The following is a 17,204-nucleotide window of genomic DNA, read 5'->3' as shown; positions in this document are numbered from 1 at the left end:
GTCCCGACCGGGTAGCTCGCAGAACCATCACCTCACTCGGCGGCCGCCCCCACGGAATCAGCCATGCGGGCTCGCCGCGTGCCCAGCGGCTGGGGCTCGCCCACCGTCGTGTCCTCGGCGGTCTGGTGCTCCATCTCGGCGTTGAGCTGGGCGCCGGCGAGCACGATCATGGTCGAGATCCAGATCCAGGTCATGAAGCCGATGGCCGCGCCGAGGGAGCCGTAGGTCTTGTTGTAGCTGCCGAAATGGGCGACGTACCAGGAGAACAGCAGCGAGGCGACGATCCACAGCACGGCCGCCGCGGCGCCCCCGGGCGTCACCCAGCGCCAGCGCGGCGCGTCCCGGCTCGGGCCGTAGCGGTAGAGCATGGCGAGACCGAGCAGGACCGCCACGAGCAGCGCCGGCCAGCGCAGCAGGGTCAGCCACCAGGCATCGGGGCCGAACCCGACATAGGTCAGCACCACCGGCAGCACCACGACCGCGGCCAGGGCCAGGATCAGGAAGGCCAGCGCCCCCGCGGTGAAGCCGAGGGAGACGACGTTGAGCAGGACGAAATTGCGCTTCTCGCGCTCGTTGTAGACGATGTTGAGCGCGTCGAAGACGTGCTTCACGCCGCCATTGGCGCTCCAGACCGACAGGGCGATGCTGACGATCAGGCTCAGGCCGAGCGCCGTGTTGCCCTTCTCGTTCAGGCGCTTGACCTGATCGTCGAGGATGTCGAGGGCGCCCTGGGGCATGATGCCCTGGAGGCTGGCGAGCTGGTCGTTGATGGTCGAGGCGTCGGCCACGAGGCCGTAGCAGGACACCAGAGCCGCCACCGCCGGGAAGATCGCCAGCAGGGTGAAGAAGGTCACGCCGGCCGCGATCAGCGGCAGGCGGTTCTCGCCGATGTCGCGATAGGTCCGCAGCGCGATGTCCTTCCAGCCCTTGGCGGGGATCTCGGCCGGATGGCTGGCGCCCCGCCCGCGATCGGCCTCACGCCGGGCGACCGCCTTCGCGTCGTCGCCCTCGTGCGTGGGCGAAGGCTCGTGCGCCGAGGAACCCGCAAAGGCGGGCCGGGAGTCCCGATCCATCCGCGGCCCGGCGGGTCCGGCCGCCCGGCGCGGGAACGCGACCAGGCCGACCAGGGCGGTGGCGAGGGCCAGCGTCCAGACCGTCGAGGCTTGCCCCCCGGGGTCGCGGGCCGGGATGCGGTCTGGATCGGGAGAAGCCATCGATACGCCTCGGCACGGGGTCGCGGATCGCCTGCGGACGGCACCCGACGGGGCCGCAGATCCGAGAGGGGAACGCCGAGGCACGGCCCCGGTTCGCCGGCCCGGTGTGATCCGGGGCAGCATCCGATCCTCAGTGCCGCAGTCTTGCTTGTATTGGACCGGTTTCACCTTCGACGCCGCGGGTTCTAACCCATGTTGGGGCAAGGGCGACGCAAGCGCGCCACAAGCGATATCGACGGGCGCGACCGGCCCGTTCGCCGACCCCCGGACCTGATGCCCGACACAGAAGGCCACACCCTGCCCGATCCGGCCCGCGACATCCGGCACGGCCTGCCGGAAGCGGTGCGCAGCCATCTCGGAAGCCTGCTCGGCCTCACCTACGACCGGGTCGGCCCGACCCCGGGGGCGGCCTCGGATCGCTTCGCCGAGCTGCTGGCGCGCCTCGACGCCGCGCTCGCCAAGGATGAAGACGCAGGCGAAAGGGAGGCCGCGTTCCGGGCCGGTCTGCTGAAAGTGGTGCCGGCTCTGCACCGCTTCGCGGTCTCGCTGACCCGCGACCCGGCCGCGGCCGACGACCTCGTGCAGGATACGCTGCTGCGCGGCTGGCGCGGGCGCACCGGCTTCACCCCCGGGTCCAACCTGGAGGCGTGGCTGTTCACGATCCTGCGCAACGTCTTCTACAGCCAGCACCGCAAGCACGGCCGTGAGGTCGCCGACACCGACGGCAGCTACGCCGAGCGGCTGACCAGCGTGCCGGAGCAGGGCGGCCATCTCGACCTCCAGGACGTGCGCGCCGCCCTCGAGCGCCTCGCCCCGGTGATGCGCGAGGCGCTGGTCCTCGTGGCGATCGAGAACCTGAGCTACGAGGAAGCCGCCGCCGTCATGCAGTGCCAGATCGGCACGGTGAAGAGCCGGGTCTGGCGCGCCCGGGAGCAGCTCGCCCGGATGCTGGGCTACACGGGCGCCGAGATCGGCAACGACGGGGTGATCCTGTCGGTGACCGGGACCTCCGCCTGACGCGGCCTCCACGGTATCCACCGGCCAATACCCATATCCGCCGCACAGCCCTCTGTATTCGGCAGAAAATTTGACTTAAGTGAAGGCGCCCGGGGTCATTCCCGGGCGACATAGGGCGAGTTGGGTCGATCCGTCGTCCCGGCTCAGCTCCCGTCGGTGTGACATCCCCCCGATCCACCGACGGGAGCCCCTTTCGGGGCTACCCCCTCAACGTTCGGAATCGTCCGCCCGGTCCGCGTCGAGCTGCTGCAGCAGCTCCGCCAGCCTCGGATCCAGCGCCTCGTCGATCACCGGATCATACAGCGCCTGCAGCTGGCGGCCGAGCCGCATCCGCGTCTGCGCGTCGAGGACCGGAGCGCCGCTCGCGACCGGGAACACCCGCAGGGCCGTGGGAGCAGTCCCGGGCGCGGATCTCGGGGCGGCGCGCTGATGATCGGGATATGGCATCCCGTCTACATCGGCCTGAAGCGGCGCGACGGCAACCACCCGGCGCCACGAAGTCTCAGGCATCGTCCTCGGGCGCGAACACTTCGCCCTTCTCGGCGAGCACGGTGTCGGCCTCGTCGCGGGCCAGCTCATCCGCGTCGGCGCGGCCCAGGGCTCGCGCCAGCGCGCCCTCCCAATCCGGCGGCAGAGGGGTGCCCTGCGCGGACAGAAGCTCGGCGGTGCGGCCGCGGAGCCGAGCCCAGGCCTGTCCATCCAGGCCGGCGACGTCGCTGCCGAGGCCGAGATCGGCGGCAGCCCGTGTCGCGGTCGCAATCCAGTCGGGCGGGGCAGGGAGTTCGGTCATGGCGGCCTCGCGCGGGGTCTCGATCCACCGTGACATAGCGCGCGCGTCGCGGAGGTCAGCGCAGCCCGTGGCGGGCGATCTCCTCCGGGACCAGCGCGGCCGCGTCCTGGCGCGCCAGGATCGCGTCGATGGCGATCGGGCGATCGTCCCAGGCATCGACGCCGACATCGCAGGAGCGGCTGGTATCGGGCAGCCAGCCATGGCTGTGACCATAGAGATGGCGGGTCTCCCGCCACAGGCCGGGCCAGGCCCGGTGCGCGTAATGCGACAGGAACAGGCGGTGCTCCCGGCCCTGCGCGTCCGGGACCGAGATCCGGGCGCTCTCCGTGGGCGGCTCGGCCCAGGGCAGGTCGAGCACGCGGTTCGAATCGTGGTTGCCGCGCACGAGGCGCTTGATGCCGTTGAGCTGTGCGAACAGCGCCGCGCAATGCTCCCGGCTCGCCCCCGCGGCGAAGTCGCCGAGATGCCAGACCGAATCCTCCGGCCCGACCACGGCGTTCCAGGCGGCGACGAGCGCCGCGTCATGCGCTTCCAGGCTGCCGTAGCGCACCCCGCGATGGCGGAGGATGTGCGGGTCGCCGAAATGCGTGTCCGCGGTGAAGAAGATCGCCATGGGGTCGAATCCGCGAGTCCCGTCCAAACCCACCGTCGCATCCGGCGCCGCTCCGAGGTGGACCGGCACGGGCGCCCGGCAAGGCTTGCGCGGCATCGTGGCCGCTGGCGGATCGCCGTTGCGGCAGGCGCGCCTGTGACGGCACGGCCTTGAGGCCGCACCCGATTGCCCCGCGATCGGCCCTGTCCCTATCTTGGCCGCGATGCTCGACCCCAAAGCCTACGCCCACCTTCTCGACGCCGCCCGCGCGCATCCGCCCCTGGAGGCCGCGATCCGGCAGGCCGGCCCGCTCCTGATCGACCCGCCGCCGCATGCCTGCGTGGCCGACCGGCTGTTCGTCGAGGTGGTGAACCAGCAGCTCTCCACCCGGGCCGCGGCGGCGATCTGGGCGCGGGTCGAGGCCGCCGCGGCGGCGGTGGGTTCGAACCCGCGCGGGCTGTTCGAGGCCGGCGACCCGGCGCTGCTGCGGGCCTGCGGGATCTCCGGCAACAAGGTCCGCGCCCTCCAGGCGATCGTCGCCGCCGAGACGGCGGGCCTGCTCGGCCCGGACCTCGCCGGCCTGCCGCATCCTGAGCGCGCCGCGATCCTGTGCGGCATCCGCGGGGTCGGCCCCTGGACCGCCGACATGATCGGCATCTTCCACTTCCACGACCCCGACATCTGGCCCGAGGGCGACGTGGCGGCGGTGGGCTGCCTGCGCCGCCTCACCGGCGGCACCGACACGCGCGCCCTCGCGGCCCCGTTCGCGCCGTACCGCTCGATCCTCGCCCGCACCCTGTGGCGCATTAAGGACACCGCCCCGGCCGAGCCGCCAAGCCTCCCCGCGGGCCGCCCCCGCCCCGCGGCGAAATCCGGGTGACGGACGGTCCCCGATCGGCTATCCGTTCGGAGGGCGCAGGGCCTGTAGCTCAATGGTTAGAGCCGACCGCTCATAACGGTCTGGTTGCAGGTTCGAGTCCTGCCGGGCCCACCACCGGTTTTCATGTGTAGAGCACCTCGTGCCGCCCCGCCCCGAAACCTACGGGGATCTTATGGGGACAGAACCGCCTCAAAGCGCAGCTCGCGAAGGTCCTCGCAGGGTGGTCGAAGACGCGGCGGTCGCGCTTCAAGCAGCCCCGGCGGTCACTTATCGACGGCCCCGCCTTGACGCTCTTCACGCGCCCGGTGAGCGATCTCGGCGGCCCCCCGAAAGCGGCAGCTTCGTCGGTTGGTGACCGCCTCGGCCAAGGCCTTCGCGAAGAAGCGGATTTCTGGAGCGCGCTTCCGGTCGGCGTCCCGGTTCCGAGCCAACGGCCTCGCCAGCAGAACCGCGTCACCCGAAAGGCAGTGCCGAACTTGCCTGGGGTCTTCTACACTGGATGGGCAAGCTCGGCGGGGGTTGACGATCCCCGCCGAGCGCAGGCCGGTTCAGAACCGGAGGGTGAAGGCGCCCTTGGCGGCGTGGTCCTGGGCTCTGGCGCCAATCTGGCCGGTGTAGGACACGCCCAGCGAGGCCGCCGGGCCGAGCAGCACCGCCAGGCCGGCCTCGGCGACCAGCGCGTCGCGGTCGATCGGCAGGCCGGCGCTGACGAACCGGGCGCCGGTGCCCCGGAACGCCAGCACCGCGCTCGGGACGACGTCGCCGAAGCTGCGCCGGTAGCCGGCGAGCGCGTGCACCGACACCGGCAACGCCGCCTCCGGGTCGAGCTGCGCCTCGGCGCGCACGCCCGCCGTGGCGGTCGGCAGCAGGCTGGCGCGGGCCGACCCCGTCAGCGCCGCCGCCCCGCCCTGCTCGGCGAAGCGGTCGCGCCCCAGCGCCACCGCCCCGGCGCCGACGAACGGCTCCAGCACCGAGCCGGCGCCCAGCGCCACCCGGTAGCCGGCCTCGCCAAAACCCTGGACGCTGCGCCCGCCGGCGCGGGCAGTGGGCGTGTCGGTCAGGCCGGGGAACGCCACAACCCGGCGCAGCCGCGCCGGCTCGTCGGCGGCCAGCGCCCCGAACCGCACCACCGCCGGGCCGGCCTCCAGGCTGCCGTAGACGCCGCCGAACGTGCTCGCCAGCGTCCCGGTCTGGACCTGGCCCGGGCTGGCGAAGCTGGTCTCGACATGGCCGCCGACCACGCCGAGCCGCAGGCCGCCGGCGCCGAGGCCGTCGAGGCGCGCGTCGACGCCCAGGACGAAACCGGCGCTCTGGCGCGACAGGGCGGCGGCGTTGCCGTCGGCGCGGACGTGGCCGAGGCTGCCCAGGCCCTGGCCCCACAGGCTCGCGACCCGCGGGTCGAACACCCGCGCCGGCACAGCCACCGGTTCCACCGGCTCCCCGGGCCGGTCGGCCGCGTAGGTCGCCGGCAGGACGCCGTAGTCGCGCAGCTCGGAGGCCCCGCCCCAGCGCAGCCGGTCGAGCACCGCCTCGCGGCTGAGCCCGGCCACGGCGAAAGCGGTCGAGGCCAGGCTGGCATGGCCGTCGCCGGCCATCCCGGCGAACGCCGCCCGGGCCTGGCCCGCCGACAGGGTCGCGACCGCGTCGTACAGCGTCGAGCCCACCGCCCCGGCCTGGACCGCGGTGGCTGCCGCGCGCTGGTTGCGGCTCTGCGCCACGGCGGCGAAGTCGAGGTCGTTGCGCGCCAGCGTCAGGGTCACGGCGCCGGGCTCGTAGCCGAGGAACGGGGTCAGGAACGCGAAGGTGCTCGACACCCCGGCGAACCGGCCCTGGACCCCGCCGGCGGCGCTCAGGATGGTGTAGCGGGTGCGCGGGGCCCAGGCGCCGGCGCCGGCCACAGCCTCGACCCGGGCGCCCGCCACCGTGGCGCTGCCGCCGACCGCGACGAGGTCGGCGCGACCGTCGGCGGTGGCGTCGACCCGGTAGACCGAGCCCGGGGCCAGGGTGAGGTTGCCGGCGACGGTGATCCGACCGAGCACACCCGGGGCGGCGCCGGGGCTGAGCACGCTGCCGGCGCCGAGGCTGAGGCTGCCGAACCAGCCGTCGCCGGTGAGCCGGCTGCCGGCCCCGAACGTGAGCGCGGCGTTGGGCAAGGCGCCGGTGACCGCGAGGTCGCCGCCGAGAATGCTGATCGGGCCGGAGAAGCTGTTGAGCCCGGAGAGCGTCAGGGTGCCGGCGCCGACCTTGGTCAGGCTGGTCGGGCTGCCGCCGTCGACGATCTGCCCGGCATAGTGGGTCGAGCTGCCGTCGGTGCCGACCGTGAGCCGGCCGTTGCCCAGCGTGGCGCTGGCGGCGGTGCCGGTGAGCGAGCCCACCGTCAGCGCGGTGCCGCCGAGGTCGAACGCGCCGTCGTTGGCAAGCCGGGTGATGCCGGTGGTGGGGCCGGTGAGCGCGATGACGCCGCCCGGAGCGTTGCTCACCGGCCCGGCAAGCACACCCGCAGCCTGGACTAGGCCGGTGTTGCTCAGGCCGCCCGTGAGCGTACCGGTGGTGACCAGGGTGCCGGCGTTGGCGAGCGGGGCCGAGACCGTGGTGAAGCTGCCGGTGTTGATCAGGGTCCCGCCCGAGGCGTTGACCGCGTCGGCGGTGTAGGCGCCGGCGTTGACTAGGCGGCCGGTGTTGAGGAGGTCGTCGACCACGCTGGCCTGCGCCGCGATGGTGAACAGGCCGGCATTGGCGATCGAGCCGGCGCGCAGCCGGCCGCCATCGACCAGGGCGACGGTGCCGGCGTTGTCGAGCGCGCCGGCGAGGTCGTAGCGCCCGGAGACGATCAGGCTGGCCTGGGCGGCGTTGGTGAAGCCGGCATCCGAGGACACCGGCCCGGTGACGGCGACCTGTCCGGCGTTGCGGATCGCGCCGTTGAGGGCGCCGCCGGTGGCGATGAGGCTGCCGGTGTTGGTGATCCCGCCCGCGATCGTGCCGCCGGTGAGCGTGGTCCCGGCATTGCTCAGGCTGCCGGCGAGCGTCCCGGCGTTGGTCAGCGTCGTGCCGGCCAGGGTGACGACGGGGGAGACCAGGCTGGCGGAGGCGGTGAGGTTGAGCCCGCCGGCGGCCAGGGTGGTCAGCCCGGTGAAGCTGTGGGCACCGGTCAGCGTGAGGGTGCCGGCGCCGCGCTGGATCAGGTCGCCGGGCCCGGAGACGGTGCCGGCGAAGGTGACGGCGTCGGCGCGGTTGAACGCCAGGGTGCCGGCATTGGCGACGGCACCGACGAGGCTGCCCGCAGTGCCGCCGTCGCCGACCTGGAGGGTGCCGGCCGCGATGGTGGTGCCGCCGGTGTAGGTGTTGGCCCCGGCGAGCGTCAGGGTGCCGGCACCGGCCTTGGTCAGGGTGCCGGTGCCGTCCATCGTGCCGGCGAAGGTCGTGGAGAAGCCGTCGCCTCCGGCGGTGAGGCGGGCGGATCCAAGCGCGACGCGGCCCTGTCCGGCAAGCGACCCGATGGTCTCGCTGTCGGCGAGCGCCAGGGTGGCGCCGGCGCCGATGCGCACGGCGCTGCGATCGCCGATGGCCTGGCCGCCGATCGCCCGGAGGGTGCCGGCCGCGATCAGGGTCGGTCCGGCATAGCTGTTGGTGCCGGCGAGCGCCAGGGTGCCGGCGCCGAGCTTCGCCAGGCCGCCGGATCCGGCGAGCGACTGGCTGAGGGTGAAGGTGTTGGCTGGGTCGGCGATGTCGAGCCCGCCGCCGCCGTTCGCCCAGGTGATCGGGCGTGGGGTCGCGGTGAAGCCGGTGCCGGTGACCTGAAGGATGCCGCCGTCGAAGGTCAGCGGGGCGGTGCCAGCGCCGAGGCTGGCGTCGTGCGACACGGACAGCGTGCCATCGGCGAAGGTGGTGCCGCCGGAATAGCTGTTGGTGCCGGAGAGCGTGAGGGTTCCGGCGCCGAGCTTGATCAGGCTGCCGCGGGTCGGGATCGACGCGAACGAGGCGATGCGGGCGGGCTCGGCCTGCGCCTCCGCCTGCCAATCGGCGATGAGCGCGGAGGCGGCCTTGATGTAATCAGCGCTGGTCAGGCCCGCGAGGTATCGGGCCAATTCGCTGCCGATATAGTCGCGGGTGCGTCCGTCGAAACTCGTGAATGGATAGTATAGGCGCCAGCCTTTCATGTCTACGAAGGCGGTCAGGAGCCTGCTGGCCATCGGATCCGCGTCGTTCACCTTGAGGGCGTCGAGGTAGGTATCGAGGCGCCAAGTTCGCAGGCCGCGGGCAACGGCACTGAGGGTGGTGCGGGCCGCCGGGACGGTCGCCTGCAACGCCGGAAGGTTCCATCGCTGGTCGCCTGCGATCTTCCGGGCGGGCCAGGAGGCGGTCTCGGCGTCGTTCTCCTTCTTGCGCTGGATCAGCGCGTCCTCGGAGATGTCGTTGGACCACGTGTCCTTCGTGCCAGCCGGAAGGTTCGCGGCGAAAGCGCCGAGGAACTGCCCGGGTCCCTTCATGGCCTTGTTCAGGTCGATGACGCCCCAGCCCCAGACGGCGTTGGGGGCGTTGGGGTTGGCGTCCGGAACGCCGTCGACTGCGTTGCGGTGGTAGGCGGTGGTAAGCAGGACGTCGCGGGCCTGCTGATTGGTCATGTACGGATAGCGCTGCATGATCACCGCGAGCGCGCCCGTGGCATGCGGGGCGGCCATCGAGGTGCCGCTCGCAGTCGTATAGCCGGGGGGGCCTGACGCATAAGGCGGCGCAGCAGTTGTAACGGCTTGGCCTGGCGCGGCAACGTACCAATATTTTGCCGCTCCGGCTCGATTCGAATAATCTGCAAGACCGACATCGGCTGGGTTGAGGCTACCACTCCAATTTCTCGCGGCTGCGCCGACAGCAAGCCAGTTTTTCTCGATGTCCGGTCTGAAATAAGGTGCGGATGCTCGGATGCTTGCGTTGGGTGCGGCGCCGTTGCCCGCAGCAAATACCTGAATGATATTAAACTCTTTGGCGACTTCGGCGGCCGCATCGAGAAAATTAGGTTTTTCCCCCAATTTTGCGTAACCACTGCGCAGGCCCGCGAGGCTGTTGTAATTGTCTCCAGGAGGCGGATTGCCCCATGACGTGTTGATGGCCCGGGCCCCGGCCGCAGCCAAGCTGCCATAGGCGTTCTTGAAGTAGGCGTAATCGGCATTGGCACCGTACGTCATCTCGTCGGTGGACCGTGTATTCGTCACATAGACTTTGGCGTTGAACGCCACGCCGTGCATGCCGACCCCGTCCCGGGAGGCCCCAATCGCTGCGGTGACTTCCGTTCCGTGTGCATCGTTGTAGGCCGGATTGTACGTGCCAGAGACGGTATAGGGCTGGCCGCTGGAGAAGATCGACGGTCGTGGGGACCGGTTGATCGGTTTTCCGAACTGATCCATGAAGTAGAAGCCGTCCGCACCGAATGTCCCGGTGATGGTGAGCGGCTTGACGCGGCCGTCGGCGAATTCCGGGTGTGCGCTGTAGACGCCGGAATCGACCACCCCGACGGTGACGCCCAGACCGGTATAGCCGGCCGCGTAGGCATCGGCGGCGTGCATCCCCTCCAGGCCCCAAGAGGCTTGATATTCCGGCGTGCGCCAGCTTGCGGGATCTGTGCCGGACAGACTCTGGGCGAGGGCATGATGCGAGACAGAAGCGCCTAAAGCCGCCAGTCCGAGGGTCGAGCGGCGCAGCACAGTCGCGATTGATCGGCGGCGATTGAGTCCGCTGGTGGCAGTGTTGTGGATGTACGCCTGTGTACGCATCATCGACTGCTCGATCGCCCGCAGAGGTGGAAACAACGCTGTCCTTTGCCGCAGCGGATCGTCTTTGATCATGACGTTACGGCAAAAGATGATATGAAGCGCCGTAGATTAAGGATCAAAAAATAGAGTATGCAAGCGATAATATGCCATCATTCAACATCAACTGTAATATTTTAATTTGTGCCGATAGATAAATATGGGCGATCGTCTTATGCTGAAGCCCTCAAAGATGCCGCCGGCTATATTTCTTGATGGCACGTTTCTTGCTTAAGCTTCTGGAATAGACAGCGTGCCGATGGCGCTGCGATCCGCGCGGGAGAAGATGCTTCCTCGGGCCCTGTGATTGAAATGCCACGGCGCGTCCACGGGCCGGCATAACGTTGCCGCGTGTCGGGAGCGCGCGACGACGCCCGATACCGAGGGGCGATACAGAACGGCTCGGCGGTGACGGCGGTTCGTTCGCGGCGGCAGCGCCATGCGGGCCGACGCTGCGGAGGCCGGCGTCATGGACCCAGCGCATCGTCTTGGGCATCGTAACCGGGGCGATGCGCTAAGTCTTTCGTTTTATGTCATATTCTGCCGGAATCCGCCTTTCGGGATGATGCTCTAAAGCTCACCGCCGAAGCTGAGCAGGCCGCCGATGGCCGTGGTGCCGAGCGCCGTCGTCCGCACGGAGGCGGTCGCGGAGACGGTGAGATTGTTGCCTAGACCGAACTTCAGGCCGGTTCTCGCCTCGCCCCGCGTCCGGGTCAGATCGGCGGCGTACTTGAAGTCGCCGATGTAATCCGCGTGCGCCGTGAAGCGCAGCGTCGGCTTGCGCACCGCCTGCTCGATCTCGACGCCCGAGATCCAGCTCAGGTTCGTCGTCAGCGGCACCGCAATATCCGCCCCGAGATAGGCCAGCGTGCTGCGGTAGACGATGCCGTCGTACTGCACGGGAAAGCTGACATTGGCCTCCGTGTAGCCCTGACGGGTGATACGGCTGGTCCTGACGCCGCCATGCCAGCCCACCACCAGATCCTCGAACAGCGGGACGGTCTGCCCGAACTCGAGCGTGCCGGCGAGGCCTCCGATCCGGGCGCCGCCGGTGCCGGCCTCCGTCGCGGTGGATTGCAGGCGGCGGATATCGGCATGGTACTGGCTGGCCCCGAAAGCGGTGCGCAGATACCACGCGCCGCCCGCATAGGGTTGCTGCCAGTTCAGGAAGGCGCCGGCGCCGACGGCGGTGCGCGTGTCGTTGAAGGCCGGCGACGGCAGGGCGCGGTAGGGGGCGTAGCTGAGGTGCGCGCCGACCGTGAGATTGTCGGTCAAGCCGTAACTCAAGGGAAGCGTCGAGAGCGTATCCGTGCTGCTGCCATCCGAGACGAAGCCTGCGCTGGCCGACCAGCAGAGACTGCCCCGGCTGCAAGACCAGGTCTGTTGCTGATAGGCGAGTGACTGGCGCTGCAACTCCAGGACCGAGAAGGTGTCGTAGCGCAGCCGGGAGACCGACCGACGCGTGTTCGTGACATCGACGAGTTGCGTGCGAACGTCGGAGGCCGGCGCGGACGGCGTCGGCTCCGGCGCCGAAGCCTGTGAAGGGCTGGACGCGACCGTCGGCGAGGCCGGTTCCGCAGGCTGAGCCGGGGACTGAGCCGTCGCCGGCGCGGGAGCCTGGGCGGGCGCTTGTTCCGCCGGCGGTGCCGCCGTGGAAACCGCCGGACCGGATGCTCGGGTCTGGGCCTGCGGGTTCGTGGACCCACTGGCCGGTGTGGTCGGATAGGTGATCTTCCACAGGACCGCATGAGGATCGCCCGCATCGGTCTCGGAATAGCCCGCCGCGACGCGGCCGTCGGCCGAGAGGGCCTGAACCTCGGACACGCCGCCGCCATCGGACCGCAGGGTGCCGAGATCGGTCCGGCTGCGCCAGCCGTCGCCGAACCAGACGACGCCATGCGCGAACCCAGAACTGGTGCTGGCCATGCCGCCGGCGATCCGGCCATCGGCGGACAGGGCCCGCACCCAGGACGAGCCGCTGTTGTCGGCCCGGAGCGTCCCGAGATCCCGCTTGTCCGACCAGCGCGATCCCGACCAGAGCGCCGCATGGGTGTAGCCGGAAACCGTGGTGCTGCTGCCCGCCGCCACCGTGCCGTCGGCCGAGAGTGCGCGCACCGCCGAGGTACCCCGGTTGTCGGAATTCAGCGTGCCGAGATCAGTCTTGGTCGACCAGTTGGTGCCGGACCACAGGGTGGCGTGCGAATAGACATCGACGCTGCGATCGGGCGCCGCATAGCCCCCGGCCACCGACCCGTCTTTCGAGAGGGCGTAGGCCCAGGACGTGCCGGAATTGTCGGAGCGCAGGGTGCCGAGGTCGGTCTTGGTCGACCAGTTCCGCCCCGACCACAGGGCCGCGTGGGTCGTCCCGGAATCGACGCTCGACTCGCCGGCCGCGACGCTGCCGTCACCCGACAGCGCGTACACGCCGGACGTGCCGGACTGGTCCGATGTCAGCGTGCCCAGATCCGTCTTGGTCGCCCAGTTCGTCCCCGACCATACGACGGCGTGCAGCCGCTGATCGGCGTTCTCGGCGATCCCCGCGATGACGGCGCCATCCTTGGACACCGCATAGGCCTTCGCGGCGCCGGTATTGTCGGCCCTCAATGTGCCGAGATCCTGCTTCTGCGACAGGTCGGTGCCCGACCAGGCCGCGGCGCGCATGTTGGAGCTCTGGTTGTCCGCGTAGGAATCCCCGACCGCGACGCTGCCGTTGGCGGAGAGGCCCCAGATCTCCGAGGCCCAGCCATTGTCGGCCTTGAGCGTGCCGAGATCTTTTCTGTCGCTGCTTCCGACCGAGGGGGCGGCCTGGACCTGCCTGTCCGCAGTCGTGGAGGGCGCTGCATTCTCGACGGTGATCTTGGTGTCGTTGTCGAGCACGCGATGGAGCTCGTCAGACGTCAGGGAGATGATACCGGCGTGTCGCGGCGAAAGCTGATTGATGTCGGAACCCGAGACGGGCGTGAAGGTCTTGAAATCCGTGGTCTTGACCAGCTGAAATCCATTGTTCATGTAATTGTCGTACATGACGATATAGCCGCTGCCGTCGTTCAGCCGGTAGGCCTGCGGCCCTTCGACGGCATTGCCGGTTCTCTGCACCTCATCCTGCGAGGGGAGGATGTAGCCCCAGGTGAGATGGTCGGACACGGCATGCTTGATGACCCGGAGCCGGGCCGTGCTGCCGGGCGGCGCCGTCTCCGCCTTCATCAGCATATGATATTTGCCGTCCTGCTCGGTGATATCGTAATCGATGTAGCCGACGCCGTCCCGAGCATAGAAAAGCTGCCTCGGTGTCTCGGTCAGCGCCGTGAAATCACGGTTGGCATGAGCATAATAAGCCTTGTAGGGCTCGCCTGCTCCGACGGTCAGATAGACTATGTTCCTGTCGGTCAACGGATTGTAGGCGACCTGCGGCGCCCAGGCAGCGTGGAGGCCGGGGAACAGATTTGGAAATTGCTTCTCGAAATTGATGGTCGACGATTTCCAATGGATGAGGTCCGGGGACTTCATCAGCACGATACCCCGGTTGCTTCCCCAGCCCTTCCAACTCTGCATGTCGGTGGCAGTCATGTAGAAATTGCCGTCCTGCCCGCGGTAGATATAGGGGTCGCGCAGGCCGCCCATCTCGGTATGACTGGCGTCGATGACGGAATTGCCGTTGTTCAATTTGTTGAAGCGGCGACCATCCAGGCTGTAGGAGAACTTTAATGTCTCCTCCCAGGGCCGATTGCCCGTAAAATATGTCAATAAATAACCGTCGTAAGGCGGATACTCTCCCGCTGCGAAGCTATAGCTGGACAACCCCTGCGATAATACGACAGCGGCGGCGATCTTGATCGCGCATTTCATGATATTCCCCCCGATAAGTTTGTATTTTTTGGATGAGCTTCGTTCTTGAGCGCGGCCTCCTGGTCAGCGCTCGGTTTCTGAGGTCGCCATGCGACTGCTTCTCACTGCATGGGGCAGCGCCCAATCTCGTTTGACGTTGCTATCGACGATCAGGACGAGATGAGAATTATCGAATGCGAACGGAGATTAAATTACAGCGTCGCATGATTTTATGTCGGACTCGATGTGTGTAATTTATATTTTATCACTGATTTTTCTGACGTTATTACTTCGGCACGCTGTGGCGATCAGCTAAGGTGAAACGTAAATCTTATCGCATTGCCGAATCAAGAGGAAAATGCACATTTTTGCAATGTGCGATTGATCCGCTCTGGCAGATTATGATATATAGTTCTTCATGTCATCGACATACGATCGAACCGCGAGACTGAATTCAGCAAAGACTATAAAAAACAAACCAACTGATCTGCCGCACGAGTCCTGAATCTGCAGGTTTGGGCAAAACCGCTCTATCGCGCGTTCGCGCGAAGGCTTGGCCGTCCGCAAACCTGATCCGAATCCTCAACAGAGGCGCTCAGGCTTCCTTGCTGACTGGCTTGGACGGATGTCCGTGGCGCGTGGCCACCAACTCGGCCTGCGGGAGACCGTCCCACGGATATGGTCGCCGTCAGCCAGCGCCGTTCCACATGCGGGCGTGCGCCGCGCGTTGGAGAACCTGCGGGCCACGCCTGATCATGACCTGCGTCAGGGCCGCACGCGAGTGGTGGCGAAGTGCCGCGCCCCGACAAGAGCCCGGCCCAGGAGCGCTACCTGGGCCGCCATGAGGCCGCGCGGCTGCTTCTGAGGATGCTGCACAGGCCGGGGATGCAGATGCGGCATCGCGGTCTCGACACAGAAGGGCGTCGCCACGTCCGAGACACCGGCCTTCCGCAAGGGTTAGGTGCAGAACCCGGCCCAGGGGAGGAGAGACCGCAGGCGACGATCTGAGCCACCTTCGACTGCGTCCGCTCAAGGGGCCGATCACGGTACTGACGCGTTTCCTTGAAGCCCGCTCCGAGACCCGGCCGCGAGCGGCCGAGGTCGTCGTATCCCAGGCGCCGGGCGAGCGGGGCCGTGCAGGCCGTGAGAGGTGATCCGATGAGTTCCGACCTGACCGTCTACTACGATGGCGGCTGCCCGCTCTGCCGGGCCGAGATCGGCCATTATCAACACTGCCGGGGAGCCGAGCGGATCGCCTTCGTGGATGTCGGGCGCAATGCGCCGGCCGCTGACCTGGGGCCGGATCTCGACCGGGGCGACGCGCTGCGGCGCTTCCACGTGCGTGGCGCGGATGGTCGGCTGGTGTCGGGCGCGGCGGCGTTCGCGCGGTTGTGGCGTGTCCTGCCGAACTGGCGCTGGCTCGGCCGCCTCGTCGATCTGCGCGTCTTCGGGCTGCGGCTTGTCCTGCCTCTGGCGGAGGTGGCCTACCGGCTGTCGTTGCCCCTGCGACCGCGGCTGGCGCGGCTGATCGCTCGCCGGCAGCGCTGAACACCCGATCCCATGCGCGCTCTGCGGCGGAGGCCGAGGCCTAACCTGTGACCGACCGCATAACAAACGTCGACGATATCAATTTGAGCGCCACTGCGTGGCCATTACTGGATTGAGCACCGGTATCAGAGCGTTGTCTGTGAGGCTTTCATCCGGCTCGCTCGCTGGTGGCGTGATGGATGGCCGGGGGAAACGCGATGACGCACACACTGAGCCGTCGGCACATTCTCGGATGCGGTTGCAGCCTCGGGGCGGGGATGATCGCCGCCCTGGCGACGCAGCACCCGGCCCGGGCTGCCGCGCCGAGCACCAAGAAGACCGACATGACGCCCGATCAGGCGCTCAAAGCCCTCAAGGACGGCAATTCCAGTTATCTCACCGACTCGCCGGTGCGCTCCGCTCAGGGGCGTGAGCGCCGCATCGAGATCGCGCTCGGGCAGACGCCCTTCTGCGTGCTGGTGAGCTGCTCCGACAGCCGCGTCTCGCCGGAGATCCTGTTCGGCCGCGGCCTCGGCGAGCTGTTCATCGTGCGCAATGCCGGCAACACCGTCGACACGACGGCGCTCGGCTCGATCGAGTATGCCGTGGCGCAGCTCGGCGTCCCGCTGATCCTGGTGATGGGCCACAGTCGCTGCGGGGCCGTCGAGGCCGCCGTGAGCGTGGTCAAGAACAACACCACCTTCCCGGGCGCCATCGGCCAGATGATCGAGCCGATCGTGCCGGCGGTCCTGACGGTCCGGGACAAGCCGGGGGATCTCGTGGAGAACGCGGTCCGCGCCAACGTCGACCGCACGGTGACGCGTCTGCGCTCGGCCGCCGAGCCGCTCCTCACCGACCCGCAGAAGAGCGGCAAGCTGCGCGTGGTCGGCGCCGCCTACAGCCTGGATACGGGCAACGTGGATTTTTTCAACGAAGGGTAGCGGGGTCGCTCGCCCGCTTCGCCGGCGAGCGCCATCCGTCCCGACCTGCGCCTTCGCTGCCGTCCTTGACCCCAGGCCGCCGCGATCGGCCCTGTCCCGGTCAGCCGAAACACTTCCGCAGGGCTGCGAAAGCTGGCATCCTAGACCCGTGATCCTCTGGTTGGCCCTTCGGCGGCTGCTTCCGCTTCTGGCGGTTCTCAGCCTCGCCCTGAGTCCGGTCGCCGCCCCCGCGGCGGTCGCCGGCATGCATGCGCCGATGGCCCAGGCGGATCAGGCTCCTCCGCTGCACGGGCATGCCCATGCGATGGACGGGCCCGCGATGGCGATGGACATGGCCGAGGCCGCCATGGCGGCCATGCCTTGCTGCCCGCCCGAGGCTGCGGCGCCGGCGGATCAGCCCGGGGACGGGGCCAAGGGCTGCCTCAAGGGCTGCCCGCTGATGGCCCTGTGCCTCGGTAGCCTTGCCTCCCTGCCGCCCTCCGCGATCGGCCTGCCGGTGCCCCTCGCCACCGGGGCGGCCGCCTTCGCGCTGCGTGCCGAGGGGTTCGCCAGCGTCACCGGGACGCCGCCGCCCGAGCCGCCCCGAACCTGAACCCGATGCTGCGGGCCGCCGAGCC

Annotated in this window: 11 protein-coding genes and 1 tRNA gene; 6 read left to right on the top strand and 6 right to left on the bottom strand. The window is 69.0% G+C overall.

What is annotated here, in order from left to right:
• Positions 1-32 precede the first annotated feature (32 nt).
• Positions 33-1,214 carry a YihY/virulence factor BrkB family protein gene (locus MKK67_RS25030; protein ID WP_243970636.1) on the bottom strand — a complete coding sequence of 394 codons (1,182 nt, stop codon included), beginning with the start codon at positions 1,212-1,214 and terminating at the stop codon, positions 33-35.
• Positions 1,215-1,487: 273 nt separating this feature from the next.
• On the opposite strand from MKK67_RS25030, the gene MKK67_RS25025 reads away from it, so the two are divergent.
• Positions 1,488-2,231: a sigma-70 family RNA polymerase sigma factor gene (locus MKK67_RS25025; RefSeq protein WP_243970634.1), complete on the top strand. Its 744-nt coding sequence runs from the start codon at positions 1,488-1,490 to the stop codon at positions 2,229-2,231.
• A gap of 207 nt (positions 2,232-2,438) precedes the next feature.
• Here MKK67_RS25025 and MKK67_RS25020 read toward each other — a convergent pair whose 3' ends face one another.
• From MKK67_RS25020 to MKK67_RS25010, 3 genes are all read right to left on the bottom strand, one after another.
• Positions 2,439-2,609 carry a hypothetical protein gene (locus MKK67_RS25020; RefSeq protein ID WP_243970632.1) on the bottom strand — a complete coding sequence of 57 codons (171 nt, stop codon included), beginning with the start codon at positions 2,607-2,609 and terminating at the stop codon, positions 2,439-2,441.
• Positions 2,610-2,733: 124 nt separating this feature from the next.
• Complete coding sequence (locus MKK67_RS25015; RefSeq protein WP_243970630.1) at positions 2,734-3,021, bottom strand: hypothetical protein; 288 nt, start codon at positions 3,019-3,021, stop codon at positions 2,734-2,736.
• A gap of 55 nt (positions 3,022-3,076) precedes the next feature.
• A complete protein-coding gene (locus MKK67_RS25010) occupies positions 3,077-3,634 on the bottom strand; it encodes a metallophosphoesterase (RefSeq protein ID WP_243970628.1) in 558 nt (185 codons plus the stop codon).
• A 202-nt stretch (positions 3,635-3,836) separates the two neighbouring features.
• Here MKK67_RS25010 and MKK67_RS25005 point away from each other — a divergent pair, with 202 nt between their 5' ends.
• Positions 3,837-4,493: a DNA-3-methyladenine glycosylase family protein gene (locus tag MKK67_RS25005; RefSeq protein WP_243970913.1), complete on the top strand. Its 657-nt coding sequence runs from the start codon at positions 3,837-3,839 to the stop codon at positions 4,491-4,493.
• A gap of 38 nt (positions 4,494-4,531) precedes the next feature.
• Positions 4,532-4,607 (top strand) — tRNA-Ile (locus MKK67_RS25000).
• Positions 4,608-5,041: 434 nt separating this feature from the next.
• On the opposite strand, the gene MKK67_RS24995 is transcribed toward MKK67_RS25000, so the two are convergent.
• Positions 5,042-10,051 (bottom strand): autotransporter domain-containing protein, encoded by a 5,010-nt coding sequence (locus MKK67_RS24995; protein WP_243970626.1) that lies wholly within the window; start codon positions 10,049-10,051, stop codon positions 5,042-5,044.
• An 813-nt stretch (positions 10,052-10,864) separates the two neighbouring features.
• A complete protein-coding gene (locus MKK67_RS24990; protein ID WP_243970624.1) occupies positions 10,865-14,038 on the bottom strand; it encodes an autotransporter domain-containing protein in 3,174 nt (1,057 codons plus the stop codon).
• 1,239 nt (positions 14,039-15,277) lie between these two features.
• Here MKK67_RS24990 and MKK67_RS24985 point away from each other — a divergent pair.
• From MKK67_RS24985 to MKK67_RS24975, 3 genes are all read left to right on the top strand, one after another.
• A complete protein-coding gene (locus MKK67_RS24985) occupies positions 15,278-15,667 on the top strand; it encodes a thiol-disulfide oxidoreductase DCC family protein (protein WP_243970622.1) in 390 nt (129 codons plus the stop codon).
• Between the two features lie 197 nt (positions 15,668-15,864).
• Positions 15,865-16,587: a carbonic anhydrase gene (locus MKK67_RS24980; protein ID WP_243970620.1), complete on the top strand. Its 723-nt coding sequence runs from the start codon at positions 15,865-15,867 to the stop codon at positions 16,585-16,587.
• A gap of 148 nt (positions 16,588-16,735) precedes the next feature.
• Complete coding sequence (locus tag MKK67_RS24975; RefSeq protein WP_243970618.1) at positions 16,736-17,179, top strand: hypothetical protein; 444 nt, start codon at positions 16,736-16,738, stop codon at positions 17,177-17,179.
• The last annotated feature ends 25 nt before the right edge of the window (positions 17,180-17,204 follow it).

It is taken from the genome of Methylobacterium sp. J-072 (assembly GCF_022829425.1).
Lineage (GTDB): Bacteria > Pseudomonadota > Alphaproteobacteria > Rhizobiales > Beijerinckiaceae > Methylobacterium.
The sequence above is the reverse complement of the archived record's forward strand: the minus strand, read 5'-3'. Positions and strand labels throughout refer to the sequence as shown.

Bases quoted from the DNA above. Each gene is read 5' to 3' on its own strand.
- MKK67_RS25030 (WP_243970636.1), bottom strand. From the start codon at position 1,214: ATGGCTTCTCCCGATCCAGACCGCATCCCGGCCCGCGACCCCGGGGGG.
- MKK67_RS25025 (WP_243970634.1), top strand. From the start codon at position 1,488: ATGCCCGACACAGAAGGCCACACCCTGCCCGATCCGGCCCGCGACATC.
- MKK67_RS25015 (WP_243970630.1), bottom strand. From the start codon at position 3,021: ATGACCGAACTCCCTGCCCCGCCCGACTGGATTGCGACCGCGACACGG.
- MKK67_RS25010 (WP_243970628.1), bottom strand. From the start codon at position 3,634: ATGGCGATCTTCTTCACCGCGGACACGCATTTCGGCGACCCGCACATC.
- MKK67_RS25005 (WP_243970913.1), top strand. From the start codon at position 3,837: ATGCTCGACCCCAAAGCCTACGCCCACCTTCTCGACGCCGCCCGCGCG.
- MKK67_RS24995 (WP_243970626.1), bottom strand. From the start codon at position 10,051: ATGCACGCCGCCGATGCCTACGCGGCCGGCTATACCGGTCTGGGCGTC.
- MKK67_RS24985 (WP_243970622.1), top strand. From the start codon at position 15,278: ATGAGTTCCGACCTGACCGTCTACTACGATGGCGGCTGCCCGCTCTGC.
- MKK67_RS24980 (WP_243970620.1), top strand. From the start codon at position 15,865: ATGACGCACACACTGAGCCGTCGGCACATTCTCGGATGCGGTTGCAGC.